At 50.5% G+C, this 15,399-nt stretch carries 11 protein-coding genes; 5 read left to right on the plus strand and 6 right to left on the minus strand.

From position 1 onward, the window contains the following. Positions 1-6 precede the first annotated feature (6 nt). Positions 7-1,644, minus strand: coding sequence for an ABC transporter substrate-binding protein (locus CA264_RS04315; protein ID WP_025604906.1), 1,638 nt, complete (start codon positions 1,642-1,644; stop codon positions 7-9). Positions 1,645-2,244: 600 nt separating this feature from the next. Here CA264_RS04315 and CA264_RS04320 point away from each other — a divergent pair. The 4 genes from CA264_RS04320 (at position 2,245) to CA264_RS04335 (ending at position 8,155) form a co-directional block, all read left to right on the plus strand. Continuing rightward, the gene (locus CA264_RS04320; protein ID WP_025604908.1) at positions 2,245-3,726 is read left to right on the plus strand and encodes a hypothetical protein; all 1,482 of its coding nucleotides are present in this window, start codon (positions 2,245-2,247) and stop codon (positions 3,724-3,726) included. A gap of 788 nt (positions 3,727-4,514) precedes the next feature. Continuing rightward, complete coding sequence (locus CA264_RS04325) at positions 4,515-5,270, plus strand: hypothetical protein (RefSeq protein WP_169728049.1); 756 nt, start codon at positions 4,515-4,517, stop codon at positions 5,268-5,270. A gap of 865 nt (positions 5,271-6,135) precedes the next feature. Beyond that, positions 6,136-6,753, plus strand: coding sequence for a hypothetical protein (locus CA264_RS21765; protein ID WP_157593640.1), 618 nt, complete (start codon positions 6,136-6,138; stop codon positions 6,751-6,753). Positions 6,754-6,826: 73 nt separating this feature from the next. After that, positions 6,827-8,155 carry an MFS transporter gene (locus CA264_RS04335; RefSeq protein ID WP_025604914.1) on the plus strand — a complete coding sequence of 443 codons (1,329 nt, stop codon included), beginning with the start codon at positions 6,827-6,829 and terminating at the stop codon, positions 8,153-8,155. A gap of 98 nt (positions 8,156-8,253) precedes the next feature. On the opposite strand, the gene CA264_RS04340 is transcribed toward CA264_RS04335, so the two are convergent. Further along, a complete protein-coding gene (locus tag CA264_RS04340) occupies positions 8,254-9,915 on the minus strand; it encodes an amidohydrolase (RefSeq protein WP_025604916.1) in 1,662 nt (553 codons plus the stop codon). A 12-nt stretch (positions 9,916-9,927) separates the two neighbouring features. After that, complete coding sequence (locus CA264_RS04345) at positions 9,928-10,701, minus strand: AMP nucleosidase (RefSeq protein ID WP_025604918.1); 774 nt, start codon at positions 10,699-10,701, stop codon at positions 9,928-9,930. A gap of 91 nt (positions 10,702-10,792) precedes the next feature. On the opposite strand from CA264_RS04345, the gene CA264_RS04350 reads away from it, so the two are divergent. Further along, positions 10,793-11,239, plus strand: a complete 447-nt coding sequence (locus CA264_RS04350) for a type I restriction enzyme HsdR N-terminal domain-containing protein (protein ID WP_025604920.1) — start codon at positions 10,793-10,795, stop codon at positions 11,237-11,239. A 138-nt stretch (positions 11,240-11,377) separates the two neighbouring features. On the opposite strand, the gene CA264_RS04355 is transcribed toward CA264_RS04350, so the two are convergent. The 3 genes from CA264_RS04355 to ald all read right to left on the minus strand — a co-directional run bounded on the left by CA264_RS04355 (position 11,378) and on the right by ald (position 15,370). After that, complete coding sequence (locus CA264_RS04355) at positions 11,378-13,252, minus strand: LTA synthase family protein (protein WP_025604922.1); 1,875 nt, start codon at positions 13,250-13,252, stop codon at positions 11,378-11,380. Continuing rightward, entirely contained in the window at positions 13,252-14,187 is a 936-nt protein-coding gene (locus CA264_RS04360) for a CPBP family intramembrane glutamic endopeptidase (RefSeq protein ID WP_025604924.1), read from the minus strand. Before CA264_RS04360 ends, CA264_RS04355 begins: the two co-directional genes overlap by 1 nt. 70 nt (positions 14,188-14,257) lie before the next feature. Continuing rightward, positions 14,258-15,370, minus strand: a complete 1,113-nt coding sequence (gene ald / locus CA264_RS04365) for an alanine dehydrogenase (RefSeq protein ID WP_025604926.1) — start codon at positions 15,368-15,370, stop codon at positions 14,258-14,260. Positions 15,371-15,399 lie beyond the last annotated feature (29 nt).

Consider the following 15,399-nt stretch of genomic DNA (forward strand, 5'->3'; position numbering starts at 1 on the left):
CAGGGCTTACTCTTCTTTTAAAGTGAAGGCGCTGACGTCGTAATTTGGTTTCAGGCCGGATATCTTTGGGTTGGCAAAGCGACGGTGGATGGCCAGGCGCTCCTTCTCATAATACATTGGGATGAAGGCAGCTTCCGTGTACATAATCTCCTGCAGTCGTTTTAACAGCTTTGCCATTTCAGCCTCAGAGGTAACTGTGTTGCTTATCTGGTCCAGGATGCGGTCGCTTTCGGGAGTGCCAAAGCCGGTGAAGTTGAGGCCGCCTACCTCGGCGTACGTGGTGTGAAGCAGCGGTTTGAAGTTAAAGGCGAAAGGGTTGCCGGAAAGCGACCTGAAAAAGACTTCAAACTGGTGCTGCTTGGAGTTCTGGCTCATCAAGCTGCCCTCCAGGCCCTGCGCCTGCACCGGAATACCGATCTTGGCGGCGTTTTGCTGCAGGATAATGGCGGCATTCTCAAAGCTGGTGTTACCAGCGCGGTAATCCACCACCAGGCTTAGCCGTTCTTTTTTACCATGGATGTTCTGGTACCAGCCGTCCTCTTCCCGCTGCCAGCCTGCTGCCTTCAGTAACTCCGCTGCTTTGGCAGGGCTGAATGTGTAAGGCTGTAAACTGGTGTTGTAGAACTTTGTAACCGAAGGCGGAATCAAACCCACGGTAGGTGTCGCGTAGTTTTGCTGCGTGACTTTAATGACGCTGTTCACGTCGAGCAGGTGCGCAATGGCTTGTCGGGTGCGCTTATCAGCAAACTTTGGAAGGCGTGAGTTGATGCCGGCGTACATAAACTCATAGGCGTCGGGGGCGTGCAGGGCGTAATCCTTCAGGAAGCTCTGGTTTTGCTTCAGTTGCTCGAACTCAGCAGCAGGAATACTTTCCAACACATCCAGCTGCCTGTTTTTGAGGGCCAGCAGGGCTGTGGTCATGTCTGGAATCACCTGAAAACTGACGCGCTGCGGATTGGCTGTCAGATGTTGTGTGTTAGATGTATTATTCCCCCACCATTCTTTTTTGCGCGTCAGCGTCAGGTATTGTCCGTTTTTCCAGTTTTCCAAAATATAGCCGCCACTGCCTTGCAGCAGGTTTGGGTCGCGCCCATAGTCGGGCGCGTTGAACCTGGCAGCAAACGCTTTTAGCTGCTCATCGTTTTCTAGCTCAGAAAGATCTCCGCTCAATGTGGCCACAGCAATGTGCTGCAGCAGGTTTTCAGGGTCATAAAGGTAAGCCGGAAGAATAAAGAAGTCACCTGTCAGCAACTCCATTTCCGGGGCGTACCCGGCGCACACAAACGTGAAGCGTTTCGGGTTCTCCCTGTCCATTCTGATATCCTGAATGAATTCCAGCTGCGGCTTCAGGCCTTCGTTATTTAGTAACGGGGCCTTTGCTACCTTCAACGTAAAAGCCACATCCTCTGCTGTTACAGGGGTGCCGTTGGTCCAAGTCGCCTCATCTCTTATCGTGTAAGTAAAGAGGGTCAAGGAATCCTGTCGCTCCACCGTGGGCATGCCTGAGGCCAAGAATGGCTTGATCTCATTTGTACCCAGGTCAGCGCTCAGGAGGCTCTGAAACAGCAGGTTAATGATCTGTAGCGCGCCGGAACTGCTGTAGCTTATAGGGCTCAGCGTTTCCGGGTCAGCTGCTAACCGCACGCGTACCTCTTCAGGCGCCCGCTCTGGTTGACTACAGAAAGTAAAAAGTAATAGGAAGCAAACGAATGCTAGGCTAATTCTCCTCATGTACTTACCCTTTGGCTAAAAGCTTTTTGAGGCAAGTTAGGGAAAAATCAGTCTGTAGCCTCATTCCATGTAGAAGCACCTCCAAATGTAGAGATTGTCTGGTTAGTAGAAGTGGTTGAAGTGGAAGTAGTTTGTGTATCTGATTGAGGTGTAGTCAGAGAGATTAGCAGAGTGATTAAAAGAGATACCATTGCTGTGTTTTTTTTAGTTTTAATGTATAACTGATACAAAGATCAGCGCATTTGTCTGCTGTACAAAGGAAAGAATGTATATTAAAGTAACTATAGCAAAAGTGTTAGGTAAGTAGAATATTTTGATTGAAGCTTTTTAATAACTATAATAGAGAAGTTTTATAAAACTAATTTTAGATTTAAAATAGATAAAAGTAACAAACAAATCCTTTACTTTGCTTTACTTGGCAATAACAGAGCTTTTATAAAGATAAAAAAACTTACTTTACCGATAAGGTAACCTGAATCTTAGTAATTATAAATATGATAAATCTTATCTAATATGAATGAGATTAAAGTTCTGGCAGAGCTAAGTAAGCATATAGTAAACAACAGTTCTTCAGGTTTATCTGAACTAAAGCAGGGCAAAGAGTCGACACTTTTAAAGAACACATTAAATAATGTGTACAATAATGACTATGTAGCTTCCAAAGACCTTTATGGTACGAACCCAAACGACGTTCGGTACAAGATGCTAAAGGTGAGGTTGAAGAAGAAGTTGTACAATAACTTATTCTTTGTTGATTTTGATAAGTACAAAGTAGGAAAAGTTCATCAGGCAGAGCTTGAGTGCATAAAGCTACTTCACCATGCTCACGCCCTGCTCAGACTAAATGAACTTGACCTCGTTTTATATTTAGTTGGTAAGGTAAAAAAAGTAGCTATCAAATATGAGTTCAATAATTGCTTGATTGACGCTACTGAGCTAGAGTTAACTTGTTACACTGAGAGTGGTAACTATAAAGATTTTAAATCTTGTAGAGATGATCTAAGCAGATTGCTCAAAATAAAACTGTACGAGCGCGAAGCACAGACAATTTATCAATCACTAAAACTAAATGCGAAAAGGTCTGTGAAGCTAAGGAAAAGTCAAATAACCACCTTCGGAAGCGACTTGAAAAGGCTTTATGATATTTACTGCATGATTGACTCTTTTGAGGCATTTAATGCTTACTATAGAGCAAGTTTAATATACAATGAAATGCTCGGTAATTTTGAAGCAATTGTAGACTTAACCATAGAGTCAGAAAATAAGATCAAATCAGGTAAAATAAATACCTTTAGGTTTAACAGACTGTTTAATAAGTTTGAGCTTATTTATTCTCACCTCAGAGCGAGAAAGTTAAATAGTGGTCTACACTATGCCTCTGAGTATTTACACGAGCTAAAAGAAAATACACCCAATTGGTACGCTTATTTGGAAAACTATTTCCTCTTAGCTGTACATAGTGCTAAGTATGAGTTGGCCTCTTCAATTCTCCAGAGAGTTCAGAATAGTTCTAATTACCTAAAGTTATCTGCAGCAGCAAAAGAAAGGTGGAGCTTATATGAGGCTTACAATTTGCTACTTTCAGAGACAGACGGTGCGTGCTTGTCCGGGAAAAACCCTTTCTTAATATACCTTCCTGAATATAGTAAAGATAAGCAAGGTTTTAATGTAGCAATACTCATCCTTCAGTTCGTGTACTTCTTAAAGAAGAAAGAAACTGAGGCCTTGCTTTATCGCATTGAGAGCCTTAAGAAGTATATTCTTACGCATTTAAAAGATTCCTTCAGTTTAAGAAGTAAAACTTTCTTAAGACTACTGATTCTTACTGTAACAGAAGACTTTGATGCGGACAGTAGCCGAAAGAAAGGGCAAAAGCTGTATCACCGGTTATCTGAAGCACCTACCCCAGGTGATGCATATGCTGAAATAGAAATTGTGCCGTACGAGCACCTGTGGGAACATATTCTTGTTATTCTTGAGAACGAGTACAAGTAAAAAGTCTTTGTACTACTGTGTTGTTTTAGCATTTGTACTAATGCATATAGAGCCTATTCTTGCTACAACTAATGAAGGAGCTAAAAAACATTGTGTCTTATATCACCAGATACTCAGCGGTTGCTCAGCCGCTGATTGACTTTCAGGACGATAGAAAGCTTGAAACAAAACTCTATAATATGCTTGCTACAGGAGAGGTTGACACAGATGAAGATGCTGCACTAGCACTTTATGGACATAATAAGTTGTCAAGTAGCTATCGGATGTTAAAGTCAAGATTCAAAAAGAAACTGTACAACCATCTTTACTTTCTATCATTTCCAGAAGATCAAATTGGTAGCATTCATAAGGTTCGGTATACCTGTTATGCCAAACTTACAGAGGTAAAAGCACTGTTAACTTTATCAGAGTACAAGCCTGCCCTTAAAATCCTTGAGTATTTACTACAATTAACAACAGAGAATGGATTGATCGATCTTCAAGTAACAGTTCTTGAAGAAATGAAGGCTGCTTGTGTCGATTTAAACTATTTTGATGAATACAAGACACTCGATGCACAGCTCCAAATGGCTTATTATGTTCAAGGACTGGAGAGACAAGCAAATGCGATATTCGAAAGAACACGTTTCTTGTTAAAGAAGTCTACGATTGAAAGGGCGAGTAATGTAGAAGCAATACCTACCGCCATCGAAGAGCTAGAGAAGCTTTGGCAAAAGAGCCAGTCATCCTTAGTGTACAGCTATCTACATAAGATTCGCATCATATATCTTGAGCAACTTGGCAACTATGTGGCGATAGCAACTGCTGTACAGCAGGCAGAAGAACTTTTGGCAAGAGGAGAGTTCAACAAGCACTGGTACAGCGAAAGGTATAACAGCTATATCCTTGTCTACGCCTTACTGCAGTGCCGCCGGTACGAGGAGGGGCTAAAGCTGGCAGAGGAGCGCCTTGAACTGCTGCAGCGCGACTCCTACAACTGGTTTGCCTACATGGAGAATTACTTTCTGTTGGCTTTGCACAGTAGGAAGTATAGCATGGCAGCCAAGCTTTTGCAGGATGTAATGAGCAATGGCTATTTCAGCAAGATCGCACCTGTAAGTATCGAGCGCTGGGAGCTGTACCGGAGGTTTTATACTTTGGTGGCCGGGCAGGCAGCAAAGGAGGCTGGCTTGGATGCTCCTTTTGTCAGTGACCTAGCCATCCTCTCCAGAGACAAGTCGGGCTTCAACCTGGCCATCCTGATCCTGGACGTGCTGAGCGTGCTGCCGCAGGCGGACCTGGAGCAGCAGGCCGAGCGGGTGCGCAAGTACCGGGTCAAGTACCTGAAGGGGGAGAAGGCCGAGCGGCCGCGGCTGTTCCTGCGCCTGCTGCAGGTGGCCCTGCAGGAGCAGGAGGCACGGGCGGCGCGGGAGCGGGGCGAGAAGCTGCTCGGGCAGCTGGAGGCCGCGCCTCTGCCCGGAGACGCCTTCACCGAGGTGGAGATCGTGCCCTACGAGCACCTGTGGGAGCATTTGCTTTCAGTTCTTCAAAAGCAAGAAAAGTAACCTGCAGATGGAAGAGCTTAAGAGGTTAACAAAGGTTGTAACAGAGCTTGGGTCTAGCCCTAACTCTCTGCTAAGTCTACAGGATGACTCGTTGCTGGAGACGAAACTTTTTAACATACTTGCAGCAGGCGAAGTCAGAACCGACGAGGAAGCTGCGCGAAGACTATACGGAAGTGTGAAGCTGACCAGTGGCTATCGCATGCTGAAGTCGCGCTTCAAGAAAAAACTGTACAATCACCTCCGTTTCCTCGACCTCACTCAAAAAGGCTACAAACAAGCCCATGTGGCTATGTACCAATGCTCGACCCTGCTTACAGAGGCGTTCGGACTGCGAGCCCTTTCAGAATTGAAGCTGTCTGTAAAGGTGCTCGAGCAGGCCTTGCGCGTTGCCACAGAGCATGAAGTTGTAAGCATGAAAGTGAGAATACTGGAAGAAATGAAGCTTCTTTATTTCAGCCTGAGCGACTATAAGAACTACAATCGCTGCAGTGAGCAACTTAGAGCTTGCTACGCGGTTGAAAATTGTGAAAGGGAGGCGCTTCTCCTTTATGAAAGCGTTATGTTAAAAGCTCGTAGCGGTATTTCAGAAAGGTCACATCTCTTTGAATCGCTGCCAGGGGCGGTGCTTCGCCTGGAGCAACTCTGGCAGCAGTCGGGCTCCTCTCTAATCTTTTATTATTTTAACAAGCTAAGCATTCTTTACTTGGAACAAACTGGCCAGTATGCAGAAATAGCCGAGGAAATCGCACGCGCAGAGGTGCTTGTAAAGGAGGGGAAAGTGAACTCAAGCTGGTATAGTGTTCACTACAACCTTTTTATCAAAATATATGCTTTGCTTCAGAGCCGGCAGTATAGCGTAGGCCTAATGCTAGCAAAAGAGTATCAGGCACACTTCAGGAGGTTCTCCACGAATTGGTTTGCTTTTATGGAAAACTACCTGCTGCTGACGTTGCATAATAAGGACTATGAGCAGGCAGCTGCGCTGCTGCAGGATGTGACGTCCGAAGATCACATGGCGAAGCTACAGGCAAACAGCCAGGAGCGCTGGGAGCTGTACCGGAGGTTTTATACTTTGGTGGCCGGACAGGCAGTAAAGGAGGCAGGTTTGGATGCGCCTTTTATCAGTGACTTGGCCATCCTCTCTAGGGACAAGTCGGGCTTTAACCTGGCCATCCTGATCCTGGACGTGCTGAGCGTGCTGCCGCAGGCGGACCTGGAGCAGCAGGCCGAGCGGGTGCGCAAGTACCGGGTCAAGTACCTGAAGGGGGAGAAGGCCGAGCGGCCGCGGCTGTTCCTGCGCCTGCTGCAGGTGGCCCTGCAGGAGCAGGAGGCACGAGCGGCGCGGGAGCGGGGCGAGAAGCTGCTCGTGCAGTTGGAGGCATCCCCTCTGCCCGGAGACGCCTTCACCGAGGTGGAGATCGTGCCCTACGAGCACCTGTGGGAACTGGTACTGAAGTTACTCCAACAGCGGGAACAAAAGTAGCCTGCTTCTGCTTTTTATCGCTCTTGCGCACAGCAGAAGCCTAACAAAGGCGGATTTTTGCTATTATTACAGGATGGAAAAGAACAATCCAACCGTTACGAGAGCCTGGTGCTTTTATGATTGGGCCAACTCCGTTTATTCGCTGGTCATCACTTCTACTATCTTCCCGATCTATTTCAGTGCCGTGTCCCGAAAGCCGGATGGCACTTCGGTGGTAGATTTTCTGGGGTTTTCGCTGGATAGCTCCGTGCTGTTTACCTATGCCATATCGTCTGCCTTTCTGATTATCGCCTTCCTGAGCCCCTTCCTGACGGCTATAGCAGACTATAGTGGAAGAAAAAAGCTGTTCCTGAAGCTGTTCTGCTACCTGGGTGCCCTTTCCTGCGCCGGCTTGTACTTCTTTACCAAAGAAACCTTTACAGTGTCGGTTATACTTTTTGTGCTGGCGACCATCGGCTTTAGCGGTAGCATTGTGTTTTACAATGCCTACCTGCCTGAAATCGCTACGGAAGACCAGTACGACCGGCTGAGTGCGCGCGGCTTCTCGATGGGCTATGTCGGCAGTGTTATCCTGTTGGTCTTTAACCTGATGATGATCATGAAACCCGGCTGGTTTGGCATTGCCGCCGATAATACCTCACTGCCTCCGCGCATTGCCTTCCTGAGCACAGGCATCTGGTGGATTGGCTTTGCCCAGTACTCCTTTTACCATCTGCCCGGTAACGTGTACCAGCGTAAGCCAAAAGGCAGCTGGATTCTGAACGGCTTTAAAGAGCTTAAGGGCGTGCTGAACCAGGTAAAGGAGCTGCCGCAACTGAAGCGCTTTCTGTTGGCTTACTTTTTTTACAACATGGGCGTGCAGACGGTGATGTACCTGGCGGCGATATTCGGGGAGGTGGAGCTGCGCTTGCCAAGCGAGGTGCTGATCCTGACGGTGCTGATCATACAGTTGGTTGCCGTTGCCGGGGCCTATGCCTTTGCTAAACTTTCGGCTAGGTACGGGAACATAAAAGCGCTTATTGTGGCTGTCGTTATCTGGATTGGCATCTGCATCGGGGCCTATTTTACGCAAGGCGAGCTGCAGTTTTATGCCCTGGCCGCTGTCGTGGGGTCTGTGATGGGGGGGATACAGTCGCTGTCGCGCTCAACGTATTCCAAGCTGATTCCATCTACGACCATCGACCACGCCTCATACTTTAGCTTCTATGATGTGACGGAGAAGGTTTCGATTGTGCTGGGCACGCTGGCCTATGGTGCCATTGCGCAGCTTACAGGCTCCATGCGCTACAGCATTCTGGCGCTCATCACCTTCTTTGCCCTTGGTCTGCTTTTCCTGCTGTTGGTGCGGGGCAAAAAGTCGCTGGAGCCGCAACGGCCAAGTGCCCAGGTTACTAGTGCTTAGCAGTACCATACTTTACTTATTTAAAATGAAAAGCCGCTGCAGATATCTGCAGCGGCTTTTTCATTTATCTTGCCTGGAGTGCGCTCCAGCAAATCGGTTTACTTTTTGTACACCTGTTTGCCGTTTAAGTAGGTGCTCAGCACCTGGGTGCCGCGCATTTCCTCCGGCTTTACGGTTAGCAGGTCACGGTCCACAAGTATAAAGTCCGCGAACTTGCCCGGCTCTATACTTCCCTTTTCGCCCTCCTCAAAGTTAGACTTGGCTGCCCAAATGGTCATGCCGCGCAGCGCATCCTCACGACTCAGGGCGTTCTCCATCTGGAAGCCTTGCGCCGGCCAGTTCTTGGCATCCTGGCGGGCTACCGCAGCGTGAAACGTGTAAAAAGGATTGATGTCCTCTACCGGAAAGTCGGTGCCAAGCGGCAGGTAGCCATTCTGCTCCATCAGCTCTTTAAGCGGATAGGCGTGCTTCAGGCGCTCTTTACCCAGCCTGTCGCCCGCCCAGTACATATCGGAGGTGGCGTGCGTCGGCTGCACCGATGGCACAATGCTGTACTTGCCGAACTTGTCCATATCGGCCGGGTTGATGATCTGCGAGTGCTCAATGCGCCAGCGCTTGTCGTTCTTACCGCCAAGCACCTCTCCGTAGATATCCAGCAGCAGGCGGTTGGCAGAGTCACCAATGGCGTGCGTGTTCATCTGGAAGCCGTGCTCATGCAGTTTTTTGGCTATGTCACGGAACTCCTGCTCCGAAGCCAGCAGAAAGCCGTAGTGCCCGTGCTTATCGGCGTACGGCTCAATCAGGTTAGCCCCTCTCGAACCCAGCGCACCGTCAGAGTAAATCTTAAACGAGCGTACGTTGAGCCTGTCGGTTTTGTAAGGACCGTTTTTGAAATAGTGGTCCTGGTTTTCCTGGGTAGGGTTCAGCATGGCATACACCCGGATCTGCAGGTCTCCGCTCTTGTGCATGTCGTCCATCAGCTCTACTGTAGATTTATCCAGCCCGGCATCATCCAGCGAGGTAAGTCCTACGGCAAAAACGTTGGCTTCGGCATTTTTCAGGGCCTGGCGCTTTTCCTCTTCCGAGGCATCCGGAATCTTGGAGGTTACCCGGTCCACGGCGTTGTCTACCAGAATGCCCGTCATCCTGCCGTTCTTAACCTCCACCAGGCCGCCCACCATCTTGGTTTCGGGGGTGACGCCTGCCAGGTCAAGTGCCTTCTGGTTTGCCAGGGCAGCGTGGCCATCGATGCGGGTAAGTATAACCGGTGTGTTCGGGAAGAGCTGGTCCAGCGTGTCCTTGCTCGGGAACTCCTTTACGGCCCAATCGTTCTGGTCCCAGCCGCGGCCGGTGATCCACTCCGTATTGGGGTACTTCTCACGCTGCTCCGTCACCAGCTGCACTACTTCTCTGAAAGACGCCGTACCTACGAGGTCAGCCGACTGCAGGGCCAGGCCGTAACGGTAAAAGTGCGCGTGCGCATCGATCAGGCCGGGGTAGATGGTTTTGCCTTCCGCATTCAGTTCTTCGGTAGCGCTATACTTGCCACGAATCTCCTCCGAAGTGCCTACGGCCAGTACCTTGCCGTCTTTCACGGCGAAAGCCTCGGCTTTGTCGAAGTTATCGTTCACCGTGTACACGTTGCCGTTGTACACGATCAGGTCGGCCGTTTCAGCTCCTGTTTGTGTGCTGGTACAGCCGCTAAGCAAAGCGCCGCCAAGTAGTATGGCGGCGGCAAATGTTTTAAGGGTGTTGATCATGGTTAGGGTAGCTTATTCAAAGCGCATGTGTTTCACAGACTCGCCTGAGTTGATCAACTCCAGCAGGGAGTCGATGCCGATGCTCAGGTGCTTCTCCACATAGTTGGAGGTAACCAGTTTGTCACTTTCAGATGTCTTCACACCTTCCGGTATCATCGGGTTGTCGGACACCAGCAGCAGTGCGCCGTGCGGGATCTCATTGATAAAGCCAACGGTGAAGATAGTGGCTGTCTCCATGTCCACACCCATCGCGCGAATCTGTCGCAGGTACTCCTTAAAGTCCTCATCGTGCTCCCATACGCGGCGGTTGGTTGTGTACACCGTTCCGGTCCAGTAGTCCATCTCATGCTTTTTGATCATGGATGACACGGCACGCTGCAGACGGAAAGACGGCAGGGCAGGGATTTCCGGTGGAAGGTAGTCATCAGAGGTACCTTCGCCCCGGATGGCCGCAATTGGCAGGATCAAGTCGCCGATCTGCGTTTTCTTCTTCAGGCCGCCGCACTTGCCCAGGAAAAGGGCTGCCTTTGGCTTGATGGCAGAAAGCAGGTCCATCACAGTGGCTGCCATAGCGCTACCCATACCAAAGTTCACGATGGTGATGTTGTTGGCTGTGGCCGTCTGCATGGGCTTATCAAGGCCTTTGATCTCTACGTCAAAACGGTCGGCGAACATTCTCACGTAGTTGATAAAGTTGGTAAGCAGGATATACTCTCCAAACTCTTCGAGTGGCACACCGGTGTAGCGGGGCAGCCAGTCGTTTACGATTTCTTCTTTAGTCTTCATAAAGTTACTATTTTTGATTAGGTACAAAAAAAACCGCCTTGGCAGCAGGGGCTACTGGGGCGGGTGCGTCAGAAAATGGCTAAATTGCGGCATGGATGCTCTCAATTTACCCCCATTTGACTACAAAGTTACGAAATCTGACGCTAATTATCTGATTTTCGATATACTTCGGCGTAAAAACGTGGTTTTGACTCCGGAAGAGTGGGTACGGCAGCACATGGTACACTACCTGATCCAATCCCTGGGCTACCCCAAAAGCCTCATCAGCATTGAGCGCGGCATGAGCTACAATAAACTGCAGAAACGAACTGACCTGTGCGTGTACAGCAACCAGGGCCAGCCGCACCTGCTGGTGGAGTGCAAAGCGGCCCATGTACCTATTACGCAGGAGGTGGTAAAGCAGGTGTCGGTGTACAACCAAACGCTGCAGGCACCCTATGTGGTCATCACCAACGGGCTGCAGCATTTTTGCTGGCAGGTCGATTTTGAGACCCGAAAGTATGAGCCGCTGCAGGGGATACCTTCCTATGCGTTATGAGTTCATACGCTTGACCAGCCGAAACAGGGGCTTTGAAAGCTGCGGCCGCTGGAATGTCATGATTTACAGTTTCGTTGATTCATTCAGCCACTCTGTCACTTAGTCAAGAATTCTTTTGCTTAGCCACTCAAAGCACACTTAGTCCTCCCAGAAATACAGCCTGTTGTTCACCATGCCGTTGCGGAAGTACTGTAGCTGGGCCTTCAGCTTTTGCGCAGCCGCAGGGGCTGGGGCGGGAGCAGGGGCAAGGTCACTGAAAGTATAAAAGCGGACCTCATCGTCTGCCTGCAGTTCCGTTACCACCTCGGGCTGCACCAGCAGGTAGGCGTTGCCGTTGAAGAAAATAGCCTGCCCCGTGCTTGCCGTGTCGAGCAGCGAGTGGCCGAACGGCAGCAGCTTGCTGGTCGGCAGGTTCAGGTAATCCACCACCGTGGCCGGAATATCGGCGTGCTGGGCAATCTTTTCCTCGTTGATGTTGCCTAGGTCTTTGCCCGGGTGGAAGAGCAGGAGCGGCACGCGGTAGTGCCCCAGCTCATTCTGGTAAGCCGGGTTTATACTTTTCTGCGTGTGGTCGGCGGTGAGGATGAAGAGCGTGTTGCTGTACCACGGCTGTTTTGCCGCTGTCGCGAAGAACTCTCGTAGTGCCTGGTCTGCATAGCCGATAGATTCGTGTATCTCCAGTTCGCCTTTTGGAAAGCGGCCCTTATACTTGTCAGGAATGGTATAGGGCTGGTGGGAGCTGAGCGTGAAGAGCGTGGCCATAAAAGGCTGCTCAAACTCTGTGAGCTTGCGAGACACGTACTGGAGGTAAGGAGCGTCAAAAATGCCCCATTGCCCATCGAAATCGCGGCTGCGCAGCTCATCCGGGTACTCGTCCAGGCCATAGTACTCCTGCACACCGGCACGGCGCGAGAAATCGCTGAAGCCCATCGAACCGTTGGCCGCCCCATGAAACATAGCCGTACGGTAGCCTGCCTGCTGCAGCAGCGTACCCAGCCCGTAGAGTTTGTTTGCCTGGTAAGGGGAGGTGATAAAGGGATCCTGCATGAGCGAAGGCACGCCGGCAAGTATGGATGGCAGCGACTCAATGGATTTGCGCCCGTTGGCAAAAGCGTTTTCGAAGAGAACGCCCTGTGCTGCAAGGGAGTCCAGGAACGGAGTGTAGCCCTGCCCCTGGTTGAGGGCGCCTACATACTCTGCGGCAAAGCTTTCAAGAATTATAATAACGACGTTGTCTTTTTTAGGGGCACTTTTGGGGGCGGCATATTGCTGTGGGTTAAACTGCAGGGCCGCCAGCAGCTCCTCGTCTGTGCCAAAGTAGTGTTTCTCCTCCAGTTTGGTCTGGCCCACCCCTTTGATAAAGGTAAAAGGGCTGTTGAGGGATACATGGCCCAGTGCGGCAGAATCGAGTACGAAGGCATGGCTCGGGCGCAGCGGCTTCAGCTGCAGGCCTCCCCGGATGCCTAACACAACAAAGGCCGCTACCACCAGGAGGCGCAGACTGCGCACCCATACGTTGGGCTGCGGCTTTGGCTGGGCCGGTGCTTTTGGATATACCTTGGCTAGGCCGTACAGAAGGAGCGCAAAGCCCAGGGGCAGGTACCAATAGTAACTGATCAGCTGCCCCAGCTGCCCTGCAATATCTTCTGTAATGGCAACGATCTCGTTGCTGGAGCGCCGACCGATAAACTTAAAGAACTCCACATCCACCAGCGCCAGGGCAATAAAGGGGGCGTTGGAAAGCAGGAACACCCATTTGAGCATGCGCTGGTACCTGGGGTGCAGGGTATTGCCTGCCGGCAGCAGCGAGAGCAGGATAAAAACGCTGTTAACGGCAAAGATGGCGGCTACGTCAAAGCGCAGGCCGTGCAAAAAGGCCAGTATGGTTTCGCCTACGCCTGCCTCAGTAAAAGCGTGGTAGTTAAAGGCGTAGAAAACAATGCGCAGCAGCATGTACAGCGCCAGTAGCAAGCCCAGGCGGCGCAGTAGTAGTTTTAAAGAAGCGTCAAACATTAAAGTCCTTTTCTAAAAAGATGTTGTAAAAAAGCCGTCAGCTCCATAAGGTAGGCAACTCCCAGGTGGACAATGATGCCTCCGTAGATGGAGCGGCTGTAATAAGCCAGTATGCCCAGTATGGCTCCTCCAAAAAACGAGCCGATTGCCTCGCCCATAGGCTTCCCGAAATGCATGAAGGTGTAAACGGCCACCATGGGCATGATAGCGCCCGCACCCAGGTAGCGGGCCAGCACCATCACCATAAAGCCACGGTAAAAGAACTCCGTTCCGATAAAGTCCAGGCCATAGAATACCTCATAGGTCCAGAAGTGGCTCAGGAAGGCATCGGACGTGTCGCGGCGGGGATGGTAGCTGGGGTAGCTACGCAGAAAATCATCCTGAAACGAGGCCCACAGCAGAAGGGGCAGCATAAAGAGCAGCAGCGTAAAGTATGGCTTCAGGTCTAGTTTGCCTTTGCTAAAGCCGTAGAGCGGCTGCCGGTGCCGGTCATTCATAAACCAGAACACTACCAGCGGTAAAAAGTAGATCAACTCGCTGATGATGTTGTTGCTGCACTTGCGCACAAAATAATAGGTGTTGCTGTCGAAAAGCTGCTTGTAAACAGGGTTCAGGTAATAAAAGGAGCTGTTCACCCCCTGTATCACCAGCGCCAGTATGCTTACGCTCCAGAAAGCGGGGTTGCGCAGAAAGTCGGTGCGCCGGTAGAAAAAGGCGTACAGCAGGATAGCGCTGACATAGGCAAAGGCATAAAACCCGATCATCAGGGGGATGTGCTCGCTGGTGTACAGGAAGCTGTCGAGGTACCTGTTCTCGAAGTCGTACTTGTAGTTTAGGTACAGGCACAGCCCCAGGAACGCAACCAGCGCCAGAAAGAAGCTCCATTTGAACTCCTCCCGGTAGTAGGTTTTCAGGTAGTAGGCGATCTGCTTCATGTCGGGCAAAAATAAGGGCGCCTTTCTGACATGGTCAAAAAGGCGCCCCGGACAATACTATCTTCTGTGATTAAAGGATGCTCTCTACAGGAGTGTACTCCAGACCGAACGCCTCAGCAACGCCAGGGTAAACCACCTTGCCGTGTACCACGTTCAGGCCTTTTCTCAGTTCCGCGTTATCTGCGCACGCCTTCTTCCAGCCTTTGTTAGCTATCATCAGTGCGTAAGGCAACGTTGCGTTGGTAAGCGCGAGGGTAGAAGTATAAGGCACGGCACCCGGCATGTTCGCCACGCAGTAGTGCAGCACGTCGTCGATTACGTAAGTTGGGTCCTGGTGCGTGGTTGGCTTGCATGTTTCAATGCAGCCACCTTGGTCAACGGCTACGTCTACCACTACTGTGCCTGGGCGCATTTCCTTCAGCATGTCTCTGGTGATCAGGTGAGGAGCCTTGGCACCCGGGATCAGCACGGCACCGATGATCAGGTCGTGCGTTGGAAGCAGCTCGCGGATGTTGTACTCATTCGACATGAAGGTGTTCACGTTGGCTGGCATGATGTCATCCAAGTAGCGCAGGCGCTGCAGGTTGTTGTCCAGGATAGTCACGTCGGCACCCATACCGGCAGCCATTTTAGCTGCGTTGGTACCTACCACACCGCCACCCAGGATCATCACCTTGGCAGGGCGCACCCCCGGTACGCCGCCCAGCAGAATGCCACGGCCTTTCAGCGGCTTCTCCAGGTACTTGGCACCTTCCTGAACCGACATACGGCCAGCCACCTCTGACATTGGCACCAGCAGTGGAAGGGTTCTGTCTGCTTTCTCTACTGTCTCATAGGCAAGGCAAACTGCTTTGCGCTCGATCATGGCGTTCGTCAGAGGCTCGTGAGAAGCAAAGTGGAAGTACGTGAACAGAAGCTGGTTCTCCTTAATCAGGTTATACTCAGACTCAATCGGCTCTTTCACTTTGATGATCATGTCAGCGATGCCATAAACCTCCTCAATGCTTGGCAGGATAGTAGCACCGGCAGCCGTGTAGTCATCGTCCATAAAGCCGCTGCCTTCACCGGCAGTAGACTGTACGTAAACGGTGTGGCCATTGCGCACCAATTCAATCACACCGGCAGGAGTTGCCCCTACACGGTTTTCGTTATTCTTGATCTCCTTCGGAACACCAATTATCATGTTGCGATCAGTTTAAAAAGTAACAGGTT

The sequence above is a fragment of the Pontibacter actiniarum genome (assembly GCF_003585765.1).
GTDB classification, from domain to species: domain Bacteria; phylum Bacteroidota; class Bacteroidia; order Cytophagales; family Hymenobacteraceae; genus Pontibacter; species Pontibacter actiniarum.

Excerpts from the sequence above, each read along its gene's own strand:
- CA264_RS04340 (WP_025604916.1), bottom strand. The coding sequence starts at position 9,915 with ATGATCAACACCCTTAAAACATTTGCCGCCGCCATACTACTTGGCGGC.
- CA264_RS04350 (WP_025604920.1), top strand. The coding sequence starts at position 10,793 with ATGGATGCTCTCAATTTACCCCCATTTGACTACAAAGTTACGAAATCT.
- CA264_RS04335 (WP_025604914.1), top strand. The coding sequence starts at position 6,827 with ATGGAAAAGAACAATCCAACCGTTACGAGAGCCTGGTGCTTTTATGAT.
- CA264_RS04320 (WP_025604908.1), top strand. The coding sequence starts at position 2,245 with ATGAATGAGATTAAAGTTCTGGCAGAGCTAAGTAAGCATATAGTAAAC.
- CA264_RS04355 (WP_025604922.1), bottom strand. The coding sequence starts at position 13,252 with ATGTTTGACGCTTCTTTAAAACTACTACTGCGCCGCCTGGGCTTGCTA.
- CA264_RS04345 (WP_025604918.1), bottom strand. The coding sequence starts at position 10,701 with ATGAAGACTAAAGAAGAAATCGTAAACGACTGGCTGCCCCGCTACACC.
- ald (WP_025604926.1), bottom strand. The coding sequence starts at position 15,370 with ATGATAATTGGTGTTCCGAAGGAGATCAAGAATAACGAAAACCGTGTA.
- CA264_RS21765 (WP_157593640.1), top strand. The coding sequence starts at position 6,136 with ATGCTAGCAAAAGAGTATCAGGCACACTTCAGGAGGTTCTCCACGAAT.
- CA264_RS04360 (WP_025604924.1), bottom strand. The coding sequence starts at position 14,187 with ATGAAGCAGATCGCCTACTACCTGAAAACCTACTACCGGGAGGAGTTC.